Annotated in this window: 14 protein-coding genes; 7 read left to right on the top strand and 7 right to left on the bottom strand. The window is 41.6% G+C overall.

The genetic code is table 11. From position 1 onward, the window contains the following. Positions 1-27 precede the first annotated feature (27 nt). Positions 28-1224 (bottom strand): DegT/DnrJ/EryC1/StrS family aminotransferase, encoded by a 1197-nt coding sequence (locus EHR06_RS10635; protein WP_135756971.1) that lies wholly within the window; start codon positions 1222-1224, stop codon positions 28-30. Between the two features lie 119 nt (positions 1225-1343). Between EHR06_RS10635 and add the strand changes: the two genes are divergently transcribed. From add to EHR06_RS10620, 3 genes are all read left to right on the top strand, one after another. Further along, a complete protein-coding gene (gene add / locus EHR06_RS10630) occupies positions 1344-2678 on the top strand; it encodes an adenosine deaminase (protein WP_135756970.1) in 1335 nt (444 codons plus the stop codon). Positions 2679-2811: 133 nt separating this feature from the next. Beyond that, positions 2812-3372, top strand: a complete 561-nt coding sequence (locus EHR06_RS10625; protein ID WP_167492293.1) for a GyrI-like domain-containing protein — start codon at positions 2812-2814, stop codon at positions 3370-3372. A 9-nt stretch (positions 3373-3381) separates the two neighbouring features. Next, positions 3382-4764: an adenylate/guanylate cyclase domain-containing protein gene (locus tag EHR06_RS10620; RefSeq protein WP_135756968.1), complete on the top strand. Its 1383-nt coding sequence runs from the start codon at positions 3382-3384 to the stop codon at positions 4762-4764. 394 nt (positions 4765-5158) lie between these two features. Here EHR06_RS10620 and EHR06_RS10615 read toward each other — a convergent pair whose 3' ends face one another. Further along, positions 5159-5530 (bottom strand): DoxX family protein, encoded by a 372-nt coding sequence (locus EHR06_RS10615; RefSeq protein WP_135756967.1) that lies wholly within the window; start codon positions 5528-5530, stop codon positions 5159-5161. A gap of 244 nt (positions 5531-5774) precedes the next feature. Here EHR06_RS10615 and EHR06_RS10610 point away from each other — a divergent pair, with 244 nt between their 5' ends. From EHR06_RS10610 to EHR06_RS10595, 4 genes are read left to right on the top strand one after another with little or no spacing between them, the layout of a single operon-like run. Next, complete coding sequence (locus EHR06_RS10610; protein WP_135756966.1) at positions 5775-6593, top strand: efflux RND transporter periplasmic adaptor subunit; 819 nt, start codon at positions 5775-5777, stop codon at positions 6591-6593. Continuing rightward, complete coding sequence (locus EHR06_RS10605) at positions 6594-7841, top strand: ABC transporter permease (protein WP_135756965.1); 1248 nt, start codon at positions 6594-6596, stop codon at positions 7839-7841. Next, entirely contained in the window at positions 7841-8515 is a 675-nt protein-coding gene (locus EHR06_RS10600) for an ABC transporter ATP-binding protein (RefSeq protein WP_135756964.1), read from the top strand. The genes EHR06_RS10605 and EHR06_RS10600 overlap by 1 nt, the downstream gene beginning before the upstream one ends. After that, positions 8512-9075 (top strand): TetR/AcrR family transcriptional regulator, encoded by a 564-nt coding sequence (locus EHR06_RS10595; protein WP_135756963.1) that lies wholly within the window; start codon positions 8512-8514, stop codon positions 9073-9075. The genes EHR06_RS10600 and EHR06_RS10595 overlap by 4 nt, the downstream gene beginning before the upstream one ends. On the opposite strand, the gene prfB is transcribed toward EHR06_RS10595, so the two are convergent. The 5 genes from prfB to EHR06_RS10570 form a co-directional block, all read right to left on the bottom strand. Further along, a complete protein-coding gene (gene prfB / locus EHR06_RS10590) occupies positions 9072-10175 on the bottom strand; it encodes a peptide chain release factor 2 (RefSeq protein WP_100711162.1) in 1104 nt (367 codons plus the stop codon). The genes EHR06_RS10595 and prfB overlap by 4 nt on opposite strands. An 82-nt stretch (positions 10176-10257) precedes the next feature. Then, entirely contained in the window at positions 10258-11103 is an 846-nt protein-coding gene (locus tag EHR06_RS10585) for a hypothetical protein (protein ID WP_100706428.1), read from the bottom strand. Between the two features lie 4 nt (positions 11104-11107). Next, entirely contained in the window at positions 11108-12379 is a 1272-nt protein-coding gene (gene purD / locus EHR06_RS10580) for a phosphoribosylamine--glycine ligase (RefSeq protein ID WP_135756962.1), read from the bottom strand. Positions 12380-12408: 29 nt separating this feature from the next. Continuing rightward, positions 12409-15057 carry a valine--tRNA ligase gene (locus EHR06_RS10575; RefSeq protein ID WP_135756961.1) on the bottom strand — a complete coding sequence of 883 codons (2649 nt, stop codon included), beginning with the start codon at positions 15055-15057 and terminating at the stop codon, positions 12409-12411. A gap of 246 nt (positions 15058-15303) precedes the next feature. Next, positions 15304-15684, bottom strand: coding sequence for an iron chaperone (locus EHR06_RS10570; protein WP_135756960.1), 381 nt, complete (start codon positions 15682-15684; stop codon positions 15304-15306). Positions 15685-15712: the final 28 nt, after the last annotated feature.

The raw sequence follows: 15712 nt of genomic DNA, 5'->3' as shown, positions 1-15712 counted from the left end.
ATTGATTCCGGCTGATTTCTTGTGCGTCTACAGATTTGTAAAAATATCTTTCACAGCAGTGACAACATCTTCGATATCGCCATCAGTCATTCCTGCGAATAGAGGAAGTGAAAGAGTTCTTTTATACATCGCATCCGCGTTCGGATAATTTTTTCTTTCGAATCCGAATCTTTGGTAGAAAGGATGTTCGTATAAAGGGATAAAATGAAGGCTGGAACCTATATTTCGTTTTTGTAATTCAGAACAAAGGATGTCTCTGTTGATCTTTCCTGGGACCGTATCCACTTCTACTCTGAATAAATGCCAAGAATGTTCTCCATCGATTGCGGGAAGAGGAAGATGTAGAAAAGGTAGGTCTGCGAATTCGGAGCGATAGATCTCGGCGATTCGGATCCTTCTTCTCCAAAGATCCTCCGCCTCTGCAAGCTGGACGAGTCCGAGAGCCGCAGCGATATCGCTCATATTATATTTATAACCGGGAGAAACTACTTCGTAATACCAGCCCGGACGACCGTAAGTCTCTCTATTGATCCCATGAAGTCTCATCAGTTTCATTCTTTCCGCAAAATGGGCGTGACGAGTTGTGACCATTCCACCTTCTCCGGTAGTGATCCCTTTAGTGGCATAAAAACTGAATACTGTAAAATCGCCGTGGGTTCCGATCCTTTCTCCCTTATGAACCGCAGGGAATGCATGAGCGGAATCTTCAATTACATAAAGATGATATTCTTTTGCGAGTGAGTTGATGGAATCCATATCGCAGACTGCACCCGCAAGATGCACAGGCATCACTGCGCGCACCGTCTTTCCTGTCTTTTTGTGAACCAGATTCCCTTTGGAAAACACGCATTCTTTTTCAATGGTTTCCTTTAAGGTAGCCTCAGTCATTAGGTTGAAGATCGGATCAACATCGGTCAGGATCGGCTCAGCGCCGAAATAACAAACTGTCTCTGCGGTCGCCGTAAATGTTACTGCAGGAACAAGGACTGCGTCTTCGGAACAAAGCCCGATGGATTCCAAAGCGAGATGAAGTCCTGCGGTCGCGGAATTCATAGCCAGGGCAAATTCTGCTCCTGTGTATTTTGCGAATTCTTCTTCGAATTCTTTTACTTTTGGTCCTGAGGTGATCCAGCCGGAGCGCAGTACCGCCGCCACTTCTTCGATCGCTTTTTCTGAAATCGAGGGGAGTGCGAAAGGTAAAAACGTTTTTCTTGCTGTGATCATGAGACAAAATCCTCCGGCGCTTCTTTTAGGATCGGAAGATTTCCGGAAAAGATAAGGGGAAAACCTTCAGAATCTTTTTCCGAATTGAAATCCGACGGGGTTTTACTTACCCTGCTCCCGTGGGCGTGACCTTCTCAGAAATTTTGGAAAGAATCCGGATCTTAGACCGGGATGTCTCCGAATTGAACCGTCTGAAGAGCAGACTCCCAGCAGACCGGCCTTATTCTTCCTCTCTTCAAATTTCTTTCGACAAACAGATCAATAATCTTCTGAACGAAAGGATCAGACTTTTGGATCTGGAGATCTCGGACCCGCCTCGCTGGCTTTTAGGCGATTCGGACGCTTACGATTCAGGGCAAAGAACTGCTTCCGCATTCTTGGAACCTGCGGATCTTTCTTCCAAAAAATTACAAGACCAGGATGTTATCAACCTGATCAGAGAATTGCCTAAGACGGAGATCCATCTTCACTTAGAAGCCTGCGTCAATAAGGACACCATGAAAAAACTCATGGTTAAAAACGGGATCCAACTCAGCGATGAAGAGTTCGAAGCTAAGTTTAATTTTAAAGACCTAAACGGTTTTATCCAAGTATTTTTCTTCATTCAAAGTTTGGTGAAAGAACCTGCCGACCTATATTATTTTGTGGGAAGTCTCGCGGAGTATATGAGGGCAAACAGGATCTTATACACCGAGGTATTCTTCGCTCCTTCTAAATTTATCCAAAACGGTTTGGACTTCGACGAAATGGTAAGCCAGCTTGTGGAAGGTATTAGAGAGGAGAAGGAGAAGGACGGCATTGAGATCCGACTTCTTGTGGACGTTTCCAGATCGTTCGGTCCTGAGAATGCGATGAACAACTTAAATAGAGTTCTCAAACTCAAACATAAGGAAGTTATCGGGATAGGTTTAGGCGGAGCGGAACTTATGGGACCGGCCCGCGACTACGCAGAAGTATTCAAAAAAGCTAAAGAAGCAGGACTTAGAACGGTCGCTCACTCCGGAGAAGACGATGGTCCTTGGGCGATCTGGGAAGCTGTGGAACTTTGTAAGGCGGAACGTATCGGTCACGGAACTTCTGCCATCCAAGATCCTGAACTGGTAAATTATTTAAGAGAGAACAAGATCCCGATAGAGATTTGTGTTACGTCTAACGTATTTACCGGAAAATACGTCCGTAAAGAACAGAACCACCCGGTTCGTTATTATTATGACCAAGGTCTTCCTCTTTGTATCAATACGGATGACCCAGAGATATTTAATGTTAACTTGACTTATGAATATTTTAAACTTTGGAGATTTTTAGACTTCTCCTTGGATGAGATCGTGGATCTGATCCGACAAGGTGTATATGCTACCTTCCATCCTCAAAAAGAAACACTTTGGAAGGATATGGAAGTCCAGATCAAAAAAGTAAAAGAGAAATACGGTCTCTTAGAACCTAGTTTGAAATAGATTTTCTTTAAGCCCATAGTGAACGGTCTCAGTTTTCTAAGTAAGCCGATCCAAATCAGAATTCATTCAAAATCTTTCTTGCAATCAGTATCATGCTTCGTTTAGAATTCCCTTCCGGAGTTTCCAGATGAAGTTGAAAGTTTTTTTAGGTGTTATTCTTGCCTTAATCGTTTCAGGAATTGGTTATTTTTATTATTTGGGCGCATTCGATACCGTTCAGGTAAAGGAAGAAACATTAGGACCATTCTATGTTCTATCACATGATAGAGTTGGAAATTATAGAAATGTAGGAGAAACTTTCGAAGCTATCCAAAAAGAATTTCCGGAGAAGGGAATCAAAAACTACAAACTATTCGGCATCTATAAGGATAATCCGAATACAGTTCCTGAGGAAAAATTAAGATGTGAAGTAGGCGCTTTGTTCTCGGAGCCTATTACCGAAATTCCTTCCGGATTTTCTTTACCTTTAAAATACAAGGTCATACAAAAGAAAAGATATCTAACCGCTGACTTTCCTTTGAGAAGTTTTGTTTCTATCTTCCTTGGAATTTTTAAAGTTTATCCGGAACTCACAAAAGTCTGTATAGAAAAAGGCTGCGATATGAACGGAAAGGCTTCTATGGAAATCTACGAACCGATCGTAGAGAAGAACACTAAATATCTATTTTCTTTGGATTCAGTCGGGATCGATTGAGGCAGTCGAATGTTTTCTCGACTGAAAGAATCTCCGGGCATCTTCAAAACCTTATTCGAATATTGCCGGATCCCGGAAAGGATCTGGAAAAAACTATTATCGATAGGAGTAGAAGACGCGCCCGGAGCCAGATACATAGTGGCGACCAATGCAGTGGTATTGATCACTGCAATTTTTACATTAGTTTATTATATCGTATTCACTGCCTTTGGATTGGCATTCCCGATTTGGCTGTATCTGCTTTGGACAGTAAATGTATTCGGATATGCATTCGTATTATTCTTTAATTTTATTCGTTCCCATAAGGCTGCGAGGCTATTGCTTGCAGCTGTAGGAACAATGCAGCTTTTGATGATCTCCAGGATCCTGCCCCAGGAAGCAGGATTAGATCTATACATTATAGCAAGTTTTGCATTTCCATTTTATATATTTCCTCCTGAAGAAAAGAAATACATCTATATCATGGAAGCCGCACTTGCACTTTTGTTCGTTGCCGTTCATATCATACCGTATTTTTTCGATCCTATACTTAGCTTAGAGCCTAAATACAGAAGTTACTTTTACTTCACTAGTTTGATCCTGGTAGTCGCTTGGTTTTCATTCATAGGAAAAGAATTAGCACAGGCCGCCTGGGATGCGGACCGTTCCCTCAAGGAAGAAAAAGCAAAAACAGAATTACTATTATTGAATATACTTCCCAAAGAAACCGCAGATGAACTCAAAAAAACAGGAAGTTCGGAGCCAAGGCTGATCACTCAAGCTACAGTATTATTCACTGATTTTTACGGATTCACTTCCATCGCGGAAAAACTCACGCCAAACGATCTTGTAAAAGAATTAGATTTTTGTTTTAGGCATTTCGATTCCGTAACCGAAACGCATAGATTAGAAAAATTGAAAACGATCGGAGACGCATATATGTGCGTGGCGGGAGTCCCTTCTTACAGATCCTCGCATGCAGTAGACAGTTTGCTCGCCGCATTGGAAATGCTTGAACGTCTCGAGGAATTATCCAAACTAAAAAAGGGCCCCAACTGGAAAGCAAGGATCGGGATCCACTCCGGTCCCTTGGTCGCCGGAGTGATCGGCGCAAGAAAATTTTCCTACGACGTGTGGGGAGACACAGTTAATCTCGCAAGCAGAATGGAATCCAACAGTGAACCCGGAAAAGTAAACGTGACCCAATCTATCGTGGATTTAACCGACGAATATTTCCAATTCAAGTCCCGCGGAAAACTTCCAGTGAAGAATAAACAAAAAACTGCGATGTATTTCCTATTAGGATTAAAACCGGAATTCAGAGATCGAAAAAATCCTCGAAACCCAAACGGAAAATTCTGGGAAGAATACGGCAAACAATTCGGAAGAAGAGAGCCAATCATTTCATATTAGAAAAGATTGGGCCGCGTCCTCGGCAATGACCCGTAGGTAGTGAAGATTGCCGCAGTACGAAGCGCAAAGTCCCCGAACTGTCGGAATTCCAACGTGAATCAGAGATCGCCCCCGCCCTGCATTGGGATTTGGGGGGAGTGGCTCGTGGGAGAGCTGCCATTTGCATATCAGAAATTTTTAATTCTTGCAAACGAATTTTATCTCTCTTGTAGGAGCTCCTACATTAAGATTTTTCTTGAACTATATATTCTTGGTTTAGTAACAGCGGCAGCGATGCGTAGATCTTTAGTCCGGACACATTGTGTCCGGATGAGCGTAAGCGAAATCGAAGCAGCGCGACCCGAAGGGGGCCGCCCGAATCTTTCCCGCGGGTTATCTAGTTCTTTGGAAGATTTTAAGCTTTATCAGCTTCTAATTTTCTCCAAGTAGTATAAGAAACCGCGACCAAAACCAAGAAAATAAATGGAGTCGCGAAATTTGGATCCTTTGCAAGAAGATGAGAGATTCCGGCACCTAACACATTAAAGGTGATTCCTGCATAAGCCCATTCTTTCAGTCTTGGAAATTTTGGATAAAGAAGAGCAAGTGCGCTCAAACCTTTTGCAGGCCCTAAAATTAAAGCTAAGTATCCAGGATAGCCAAGATGAGCGAGTCCTTCTAACACTTGCGGGCTTTGGCTTGTGTATGCATAAGCTCCGAATAAATTTCCAACAGCGATAAGGCCTGTGGTCGCCCAATATAAAACTTTAATAACTGTTTTGTTCATATAGATCCTCTGAATTCGAGATTCGATATAGTTATAAATTCATGCTGAGTTGTAAATATAAATCAAAGTGGAATGTTGATTGCTTACAATTGTAGGAATTCCTACACCGCGGTCCAATGCCAGGTTCCGGTTTTGAGAAAATTCGCATTGGTGCCAAATTGACATCTTTGTATGTAAACTAAAATACAATAAAATAGTTTACTTTTTGAGATCGATTTCGTCCTACTAGTATTAGGACAAGGCTATGAAAATTTCACTTCCATTCGATCGTTGGATCCTTCAGCTCAAGGAAAGACCTAAACTTTTAGTTTGGGCCGCTCTTCCGGTAATCTTACTTCTAATTCTTTTTGTTTGGAGAGGTAGGAATTCCAACAAGGATACTTCCGAGATCATCCAAGGCTCTATCATAGAATCCGTTTATGGTCTTGCGACTGTCAGTTCTTCGGAAGTGTATCATCTCAGGGTCGCGATCCCTTCTGCCATTCGAAAAATTTTTGTGGAAGAAGGAGACCAGGTCCAAGAAGGAACTCCTCTTGTAGAGTTCGATAGTTTCGGAACTATGAGATCTCCTTTTGCAGGAATAGTGACTAACGTTGCTTATGAGACCAAGGAAACTGTGGTTCCTCAAACTCCTGTGGTTACGGTGATGGATCTGAAAAAAAGATATCTGACTGTATCTTTAGAGGAGAAGGGCGCAGTAAAGGTCAAAAAAGGACAGAAGGTCCGGATCCGTTTTGAGGCTCTCGGGGATAAAAATTTCGAAGGAGAAGTGAAGTCAGTATATCCTGCAGATGGACAATTCCAAGTTCATATCACTCCGGTTGGAATTCCACCGGAGATACTTCCCGGAATGACCGCAGATGTTGCTATCGAAACTTCCAGCAAAGAAAATGTCATATTAGTTCCAATCAAAGGGATCCAGTCCGGAAAAATTAAAGTATTAGAAAACGGTAAAGTTCGTGTAAAAGAGATCGAGACCGGACTTACGAACGGAGAATATGCCGAACTTGTTTCCGGAGAGGTTCGTTTAGGAGATAAGGTGCTTGTCCAGGAGGATAAATAAATGTTGTTTATCGCTCTTAGGCAGATGTCTGCCCGTAAAAAACAAACTATCTTTACCTTACTTGGGATTATCTTAGGTGCGACTGCATATATAGTGATCTCAGGGATCATGTTGGGTTTAAGAGAATATCTAATAGACCAACTCGTAAATAATGATGCTCATATCAGGATCTCTTCTCAGGTAAAAATTATAGGGGAGAAGGATCTGGATCAGGTGCTTTTCCATTCTAAGGAAATTCCTTTTTGGTCGGTCCCTCCTTCAGGAAGAAGAGACACTGAACAGATCGAAAACCAAGCAGGATGGCAAAAGAAAGTTGCCTCGGATCCGGAGGTAGAGGCGAGTTCTCCTCAACTTCAAATTAAAGTAATATATAGAAGAGGAAAAATTGCGGAAGCAGGAAGGATCATCGGAGTAAAACCCGAGTTCCAAGCCAAGGTTGCCAGAATTAATGAAAATATCATCCAAGGCGATTTTTTAGAAATCAAAGAAAGCGGGAACAAACTTGTAATTGGAGAAGGCCTAAGACTTTTACTTGGAGCCAGGATCTCCGATACGGTTTATATCAGCACCGGAAAGTCCGAGCCGATTCCATTTAAAATAGCTGCTTCTTTCCAAATGGGAAACAAGGCAATCGATGAGACTACTGCATTCGCAAATTTAGGAGATGTCCAAAGTTTGAACCAAACTCCGAATAGGATCAGCGATATTGCAGTGCGTCTTAAGGATGTTTCTAAAGCAACTCTTAAGGCAAGAGAATGGGCCGAATCCGGAGATGTAAAAGTGCAAAGCTGGGAAGATGTAAATGCAACTTTCATTTCCTTATTTAAAATGCAAGATGCGATCCGATACGCTTTGGTCGGAACTATACTACTCGTAGCAGGATTCGGAATTTATAATATTTTAAACATTGTGATCGGACAAAAGAGAAGGGAGATCGCGATCCTCAGGTCCATAGGATATGAAGCAGGAGACATTCTAAAAATATTCCTGATCCAAGGTTTGATCCTGGGAATCGCAGGAGGTATCTTAGGAATGTTCCTTGGGAATTTGATCTGCAGAAGGCTGGAACAAGTATCTTTTTCAAATCCTCTTATGCAGACAAAATCAGGTATGATGATGGTTTCATTTGCGCCTTCTATTTATTTACAAGCATTCTTGCTTGCGTTCATTGCTACTTTGATCGCGAGCATTTTTCCGGCAAGATCCGCTAGTAAACTTTCTCCAATCGAGATCATTCGGGGGGAATAATGGGAATCATATTAGAAAACGTTAAAAAGAGTTTCGGAAAACCTCCTACTGATGTGATCAAAGGGATCAGTCTTGAGATCAAAGAAAATGAATTCGTATCTTTAACCGGAAAATCAGGCTCCGGGAAAAGTACACTTTTGTATTTGATCAGCAGTTTAGATGATCCTTCCCAAGGAAAGATCAGTATAGATGGAAGAACGATCAGTTCCTTATCTCAAACGGATCTCCACGCTTTTAGAAATCTTCATATGGGATTTGTATTCCAATTTCATTATCTTCTTCCTGAGTTTACCGCTTTGGAGAATGTTTTAATGCCTGCTTTAAAAGCGGGAAAACTGAAAGAAAAAAGAGAAGACGCGATCCGTCTTTTGAAACGATTCGATCTGGGAGATAAATTGGATCATATTCCTTCTAAACTTTCCGGAGGACAAATGCAGCGGGTTTCTATTGCAAGAGCATTGGTCATGAAACCCAGATATCTTTTTGCGGACGAGCCTACAGGCGCTTTGGATTCCGCGAATGCAAAGATCGTAATGGATATTTTTAAGGATATCAATAAGACCGAAGGAACCACGGTGATCATGGTTACCCATGATCCTGATTTCGCCAAATCCGCTAAAAGACAGATCAAACTTGTGGATGGTATGATCTCCAATGGAAAGGGGGAAAAATGATAGAAAGAATTTTAGAAAGGACCTTTCTTCTTTTTTTGTCCTCCGGTTTTGCAAAAACGAATACGGATCAGATCGCGAAACATATAGGTATCAGCAAAAGAACATTATATAAATATTATGATACCAAGGATAAACTTATCGATTCCGTTTTCGAGCTTATGAGATCTAAGGTCCAAACAAAATTCGACAAGGTTTTGCAGGATAAGTCAAAGGATCCGATCGATCGTTTAAAGGAGATCCTATTTTTCATTTCGGATCTGGGATCTAAGATGTCTAAAACCTTCGCTAAAGATATAGAGATGGTTCGTCCGGATCTATTCGTTACGATGAGGGAGTTCCGAAAACAAAGGATATTGAGTTTAGCGGACCTTCTTCGGGAAGGACAAAAAGCAGGACAAATACGAAAAGATGTCACACCGGAGCTGACGATCGATATTCTGCTGGCTGCGGTGGATGGGATCTTAAATCCGACTTACTTATTCCAAAGTCCTTATTCTAATACGATGGCATTCGATGCGATCGTCACCATCTTTTTAGAAGGAGTCCAAGAGAAACATTAAAGAGTTTTTAAGTAAGCCATGATAAACGGTTCTATATCTCCGTCCATGACCGCCTGCACGTTTCCGGTTTCCTGATCTGTACGATGATCTTTCACCATATTATAAGGATGGAATACGTAAGAGCGGATCTGACTTCCCCAGGAGATGTCTTTTTTCTCTCCGGATTTTTTTTCCAGATCATCCTTTAATCTCTCTTGTTCGAGTTCATAAAGTCTAGCTTTTAACATTTTAAAAGCAGTATCCCTGTTTTTGATCTGGGATCTTTCGTTCTGGCAGGCGACTACGATCCCGCTTGGAATATGAGTGATACGAACCGCGGAGTCAGTGGTGTTAACGTGCTGTCCACCCGCTCCGGAAGAACGATACACATCCACTCGGATGTCTTTATCTTCTATCTTAATATCTATATCGTCATCCAACTCCGGGCTTACGTGAACGGATACGAAAGAAGTATGTCTACGTTTGTTTGCGTCAAAAGGAGAGATTCTCACTAAACGATGCACTCCATTTTCGCATTTCATAAATCCGTAAGCAAAATCGCCTATCACATGTATGGTGGCGTTCTTGATCCCGGCGCCGTCTCCCTCTTGGAAGTCTACTACGCTGTACTGGTATCCTTTTTTATCGAAATATTTCAGATACATTCTGAAAAGCATCTCTGCCCAGTCCTGGCTTTCCGTTCCGCCTGCACCCGGGTGTATATTTAAGAACGCAGGTTTCATATCTTCCGGCTCGTTTAGAGCACCCAAAAGTTCCAGTCTTTCGAATTCAGACTTTAATCTTTGGTATTCTGAACTGAGTTCGTCTACTCCATCTTCTCCCTTTTCGTCAAAAGTGAGTTCGACTAAATCAGGAAAATCTAATATATCTCGGCGGATATTGACCCAAGGCTCTAATTTTCTTTCTAACTCCGTTTTTCTTTGGCTGATCGATTTTGCCTGGTCAGGGTTATCCCAAAAACTAGGCTCTGCGATACGATCATTATATGATTTGAGCTGATCCTGGTCTTTATCCAGGTTCAAAAGTTTCCAGCGATTTAAAAAGTTCTCTTGAAGTTCTTTAGAGAGGCGCTTCAGTTCCTTGGCGTTCTTAACTTCCATTTCGGTCCAATAAAATATATAATATTAATCTGTTGCAAATTTGCGGATATTATCCGGGATCTTTCTGTAAAGGAGGGAATAGTTATCGGAAGAGGAAATCTTCGCTTTCTTCTCTGGCTTCTTCCCAGCTAAATACGGTGTCTCTGAGTTGAGGAGTGTTTCCTTCTACCGTGGAGACAAGCTGGTATTCTTCCTTTCTGCCAAATTCTTCCGGGAGTCGTTTTAGGACAAGTTTTCCGGAGCGGATCAGATCCAAAACATGCAGAAGAAACGGGTCTCTTTCGGAACGTTGTAGTTCCTTCATGGAAGAATAAAAAGGCATGATCCCTTTATAGAACCAATCCACTGTCTCGTTTTTGCCTGGAGCCCAGAGTTGTTCCAATCGGATGGATTCCTCCTGGACTAAACTTTTACCTTGGAAAGGTTTTTGCAGATGTCTGCATTGGAAATATAGTTCGTGATTGATCTCGCGGGGGAATGTCCTGCCATAACCTGCGCCGATCCATTCTAACCATGCCTTCTTTTCCTTGCTTGGAAGAGCTGGGATCAATGCGAATAGATAGTTTTGGTTTCGGAACACTCGAGATTGTGCTAAAAAATCCAAAACTTCGTATGGGATCATATAATGACCGGCCTGCCATTCGATTACTACAGGAACATTTTCCACATCCAGATACTCGTCAGGAGTTTCTTTTTGGACTACATCGCCGAATTGAGTGAGTATATAAATAAAAGATAATAGTTCTCTTCGAGTCATGGAACGGATCAGAGTGTCCGAATCCAGTTTCTGTTTTAAGGAAGCTCGAATTAGATTATATTGTTCTAATGGATATTGATGAGGGGATAGAATGATCCCTAAATGTTTTTCTAATTTGCGAAGGTTGGACCTTTCGACTAAATCGATATTTCCAGAAACTAGAAAAGGCATAAAATTAAAGAGCTTTACTCGCGATATCTTTACGGAAGAAGGTTTTGGAAATTTTAAAACCGTTTAGATAAGAATAAACCTTATCCACGGATTCTTTTAAATCCTTACCGTAGGAAGAGATTCCTAGAATTCTTCCACCTGTCGATATTAAGTTTCCATCCTTTTTTGAAGTACCGGCATGAAAAACTACCAGATCTTTACTATTTGTTTCAGGTAAATTTAAAGGAATATTCTTTTCATAAGAATCGGGGTAACCTTCAGCGGCCAAAACGACTACGGTGGATGCTCCGGGTTTCAAACCTATTTTTACGCCTCCGAGTGCCCCTTTGGCAGACGCTTGGAAAATTTCCAGCAAGTCGCCTTCTAACATAGGTAACACGCATTGTGTCTCAGGGTCACCGAATCTACAATTGAACTCTACAACTCTAGGATTTCCTTTGCTATCTATCATTAATCCGGCATATAGAAGGCCTTTATAAGGGTTTCCTTTTTTGCGGAAGATCTCGAATACAGGTTGGAATACAAGTGTATTTACTTTTTCTAATGTTTCTTTAGTGACGATCGGTGCAGGGCAGTAGGCTCCCATCCCGCCGGTGTTCGGTCCAAGGTCTCCGTCATACGCTCTTTTATGATCCTGGGCTGCAGGAAGAGTGAAATAAGTGTTTCCGTCGCTGATCGCAAAGATAGAAGCTTCTTGTCCTTCCATGAACTCTTCTATAACAACTTTGGAGCCGCTTTTTCCGAATTTATTATCTAAAAAGATCTCTTTTAGGGCCTGTGTAGCCTGAGAAAGTTCGCTACAAACAGTCACACCTTTACCTGCCGCAAGACCGTCCGCCTTGATTACGATAGGCGCTCCTTCTTTTTGAACATAGGCGTGTGCGGATTCATAATTTTCGAAAGAAGCATACTTAGCGGTAGGGACTCCAGCTTCTATCATTAAAGCTTTTGCAAATTCTTTGGAACCTTCGATCTGGGCGCAATAAGCAGAAGGTCCGAAAGTTGGGACTCCTATCTCCGCCAGCCAATCACCGATCCCATCCACTAAAGGATCTTCAGGACCGACCACTACTAAATCATATTCATTTTTTTGAATGAAGCTTTGGACGGATGATTTACTCTTTAGATCGAAAGAATTCGGAGCTAAAACCTCGGAATCAGGAAAGCCTCCGTTGCCGGGAAAAACATGCAATTGACTGAGTTTAGGGGACTGGCGGAGTTTATAAGCAATAGCGCTTTCGCGACCTCCAGAGCCGATTAAAAGGATCTTAGACATAATATTTCACCGCGGTTTAGTCCGAAAAATTAACCTAGTTTTTCCAAACCTTTTTGGAGAACTTCTTTTTTGTCACGGACGGTTTTGAGCTTTTCTTTTTCTTTTTCGATCACATCCGGATTCGCTTTTGCGATAAAGTTCTCATTTCCTAATTTGGAAGCGAGTTTCTCTTCTTCTTGGATCAACTTCTGTAATTCTTTGTCTATACGCGCTCTTTCTTTTTCGAAGTCTATCATTCCTGCTAAAGGAAGAATTACTTCTCCGAAACGGAACGCACCAACGGAATCCGTTTTTTCTCCGATATAGTTCGCATTCACTTCTATACTTTCTAAACGAGCTAGTTGTATAATAGAGAACTCGAAATCTTTTACTGCAGAAACAACCAAAGGTTCAGAAGATTTTAAGATCACTTTACATTTTTTATCTAATGGAACGCCATTCTCCGCTCTTTGAACACGGATCTGGGTGACTACATCTTGTAGGATAATCGTTTTTTGAACGCCTTCATCCCCGGAAGAAACATTATAAGAAGTAGGGAAAGGAGTTTGGATCAAAAAATCTCCTTCGCTGAATACTTCGTAAATTTCCTCGGTTAAGAACGGCATAAAAGGATGAAGAAGTCCTAAAGCCTTAATTAGAATACTTGCAAGTACCTGTTTTGCGATCTCTTGGGATCCTTCTCCCAGTTTTCCGTAAATCCTCGGTTTAACTAATTCGATATACCAATCGCAGAAATCTCCCCAAACAAAATCATAAATTTGAGAAGCCATTTCGAAAAACAGAAATTTGGAATAAGCTTTTTCGTAATTCGTAAGAGTTTCGTTGAACCTATGAAGTATCCATTTGTCCATCGGTTCTAATTTTGAGCCGTATTTAGATTCCAGATCTTCTAATTTCCAATCCGCATCCAAGTTCATTAAGATGAAACGACTGGAGTTCCAGATCTTATTACAGAAAGAACGATAACCGTCTAATCTGCTTTCGTCAAAAAGAACGTCTTTTGCTTCCGGTAAAGTGGCAGCTAAGAAGAAACGGAAAGAATCAGTTCCGTACTTATTCATCATGTCCAAAGGATCGATAACGTTCCCTACGGACTTGGAGAATTTCTTACCTTCTTTATCTCTTACTAATCCGTGGATGATCACTTTTTGGAAAGGAGCCTTGCCTAAGAACTTCTTTCCCATCATGATCATTCTGGCTACCCAGAAGAATATGATATCGAATCCGGTTACAAGTACGGAAGTAGGGTAGAATTTTTTTAGATCTTCCGTATTCTCCGGCCAACCTAAGGTAGAAAAAGGCCAAAGCTGAGAAGAGAACCAAGTATCCAAAACATCAGTGTCTTGTTCCACTTCTGTGGAATTACATTTAGGACAATGATCCACTTTGGTTTCGGAAACTTCTATATGTTTACAATTTTTGCAATGATATGCAGGGATACGATGTCCCCACCATAATTGGCGGGAAATACACCAATCTCTAATATTGTTCATCCACTCGTAGAAAGTTTTCTCCCAAAGTTTAGGAACAAATTCGGTTTCTCCGGATTGAACCGCTTGGATTGCAAGTTCAGCCAAAGGTTTCATTTTACAGAACCACTGAGTGGATAAGTAAGGTTCTATAATTTCTCCGCCTCTAGAGTTATGACCGATAGAATGAGTATGTTCTTCTATCTTTTCTACCAGACCGAGAGCTTGCAGATCATCGATTACTTTTTTACGAGCTACAAATCTTTCTAATCCAGCGTATTTTCCTGCGTTCTCATTCAGAGTTGCATTCGGATTCATAACTAATAAAGGTTTAAGACCTAATCTTTGTCCGGCTTCGAAGTCATTCGGATCATGAGCAGGAGTGATCTTCACCAAACCGGATCCGAATTCTTTATCTACGAAGGAATCAAATAAGAGCGGGATCTTTCTATCGGTAAGTGGGAGTTCCAACTCCGCACCTTTTAAAGATCTATATCTTTCGTCGTCAGGATGAGCAGCAACTGCAACGTCCCCAAACATAGTTTCAGGTCTTGTAGTAGCAACGATCAGATATTTGCCCGGTTGTCCAACAATAGGATAACGTAAATGATAAAGTTTACCTTTAACTTCTCTATGTTCAACTTCCAGATCCGAAATTGCAGTCAGAGTTTTAGGACACCAGTTGATGATCCTTTCTCCTCTGTAGATTAAACCTTCGTCATATAATGTTTTGAAAACTTTGAATACGGCCTTGGACAATCCTTCGTCCATGGTGAATCTGGAACGAGACCAATCTACGGATTCTCCCAAAAGCCTCTGTTGGTTTTGGATCATTCCACCCGAGTGTTCTTTCCATTCCCAAACTTTCTTTTCGAATTCTTCTCTGGTGAAGTCCGTTCTCTTTTTGCCTTCTTTGGCGAGTTCTCTTTCTACAACTACTTGGGTTGCAATCCCGGCATGGTCGGTGCCCGGAACCCAAAGAGCGGATTTCCCTTTTTTACGTTCGATACGGGTCAGAATATCTTGAATAGTATGATTGAGTGCGTGACCGATATGAAGGCTTCCGGTCACGTTAGGAGGAGGAAGAACGATGGTAAAAGATTCCCCTGCTTTGAGGTTCGGCTCAAAACTTTTTTCCTTCTCCCAGAGAGAGATCCATTTCGGTTCTACGCTGGTAGGTTCGTAACGGTCGCTGATTTGTTTCTTCATAGCCTTCGTTCGGATAGAATTTTCCGTCGGAGGGTGAGGTCAAGTCGTACTGATCCTGCAATTAAGAGAGAATACACGTAAGAGTCCGGACCTAAAGGTCCAGACTCTTGAAGCCCGGGGCCGGATTTACTAATGGCAACCTTAAATTTTTGTCCCGGACTATAAAAAAAGCCCCAGAGTATTATTCCAGGGCCTTAAGAACTAAAGATCCGTTTTATAACGAGATAGTTAGAGAGATATCTTTCCTTATTGTAAGGTCTTTTTGAGCAATGTTTTCAAATAAGAAGAAGGGAACTTCTCCTTATCTTTGATCAACACACAGTTCTTGCCGTTTTCCGATTTTGGGAACTTAGCACGGAACGCTCTTACAAAAGACTCTTCGCAGAAATAGACGGAAAGATGGTTTTTATGGTTCGAGAATGCGACCCATCGCCCATTTCTTTCGAAAGTAGGCATACCATATTTCAAACTTTCTCTCAGATCGGAAAATTCTTCCCGGATCGAATCCACCAAATCCTGTAATTTTTCACTCCTTACGGAAGGAGTTTTTTCTAAATAGTCCTCCACGTCCGGATTTGAATTAGAATCCAATCTGGGGAGTGTGGGAACCAATGCATAAAGTAGCATATATTTGTCCTAGGGGCAGGACCCTTTT

It is taken from the genome of Leptospira dzoumogneensis (genome assembly GCF_004770895.1).
Taxonomy (GTDB): Bacteria; Spirochaetota; Leptospiria; order Leptospirales; family Leptospiraceae; genus Leptospira_B; species Leptospira_B dzoumogneensis.
The sequence above is the reverse complement of the archived record's forward strand: the minus strand, read 5'-3'. Positions and strand labels throughout refer to the sequence as shown.

Excerpts from the sequence above, each read along its gene's own strand:
- EHR06_RS10635 (WP_135756971.1), bottom strand. The coding sequence starts at position 1,224 with ATGATCACAGCAAGAAAAACGTTTTTACCTTTCGCACTCCCCTCGATT.
- EHR06_RS10620 (WP_135756968.1), top strand. The coding sequence starts at position 3,382 with ATGTTTTCTCGACTGAAAGAATCTCCGGGCATCTTCAAAACCTTATTC.
- EHR06_RS10615 (WP_135756967.1), bottom strand. The coding sequence starts at position 5,530 with ATGAACAAAACAGTTATTAAAGTTTTATATTGGGCGACCACAGGCCTT.
- EHR06_RS10610 (WP_135756966.1), top strand. The coding sequence starts at position 5,775 with ATGAAAATTTCACTTCCATTCGATCGTTGGATCCTTCAGCTCAAGGAA.
- EHR06_RS10605 (WP_135756965.1), top strand. The coding sequence starts at position 6,594 with ATGTTGTTTATCGCTCTTAGGCAGATGTCTGCCCGTAAAAAACAAACT.
- EHR06_RS10600 (WP_135756964.1), top strand. The coding sequence starts at position 7,841 with ATGGGAATCATATTAGAAAACGTTAAAAAGAGTTTCGGAAAACCTCCT.
- EHR06_RS10595 (WP_135756963.1), top strand. The coding sequence starts at position 8,512 with ATGATAGAAAGAATTTTAGAAAGGACCTTTCTTCTTTTTTTGTCCTCC.
- prfB (WP_100711162.1), bottom strand. The coding sequence starts at position 10,175 with ATGGAAGTTAAGAACGCCAAGGAACTGAAGCGCCTCTCTAAAGAACTT.
- EHR06_RS10585 (WP_100706428.1), bottom strand. The coding sequence starts at position 11,103 with ATGCCTTTTCTAGTTTCTGGAAATATCGATTTAGTCGAAAGGTCCAAC.
- purD (WP_135756962.1), bottom strand. The coding sequence starts at position 12,379 with ATGTCTAAGATCCTTTTAATCGGCTCTGGAGGTCGCGAAAGCGCTATT.
- EHR06_RS10575 (WP_135756961.1), bottom strand. The coding sequence starts at position 15,057 with ATGAAGAAACAAATCAGCGACCGTTACGAACCTACCAGCGTAGAACCG.
- EHR06_RS10570 (WP_135756960.1), bottom strand. The coding sequence starts at position 15,684 with ATGCTACTTTATGCATTGGTTCCCACACTCCCCAGATTGGATTCTAAT.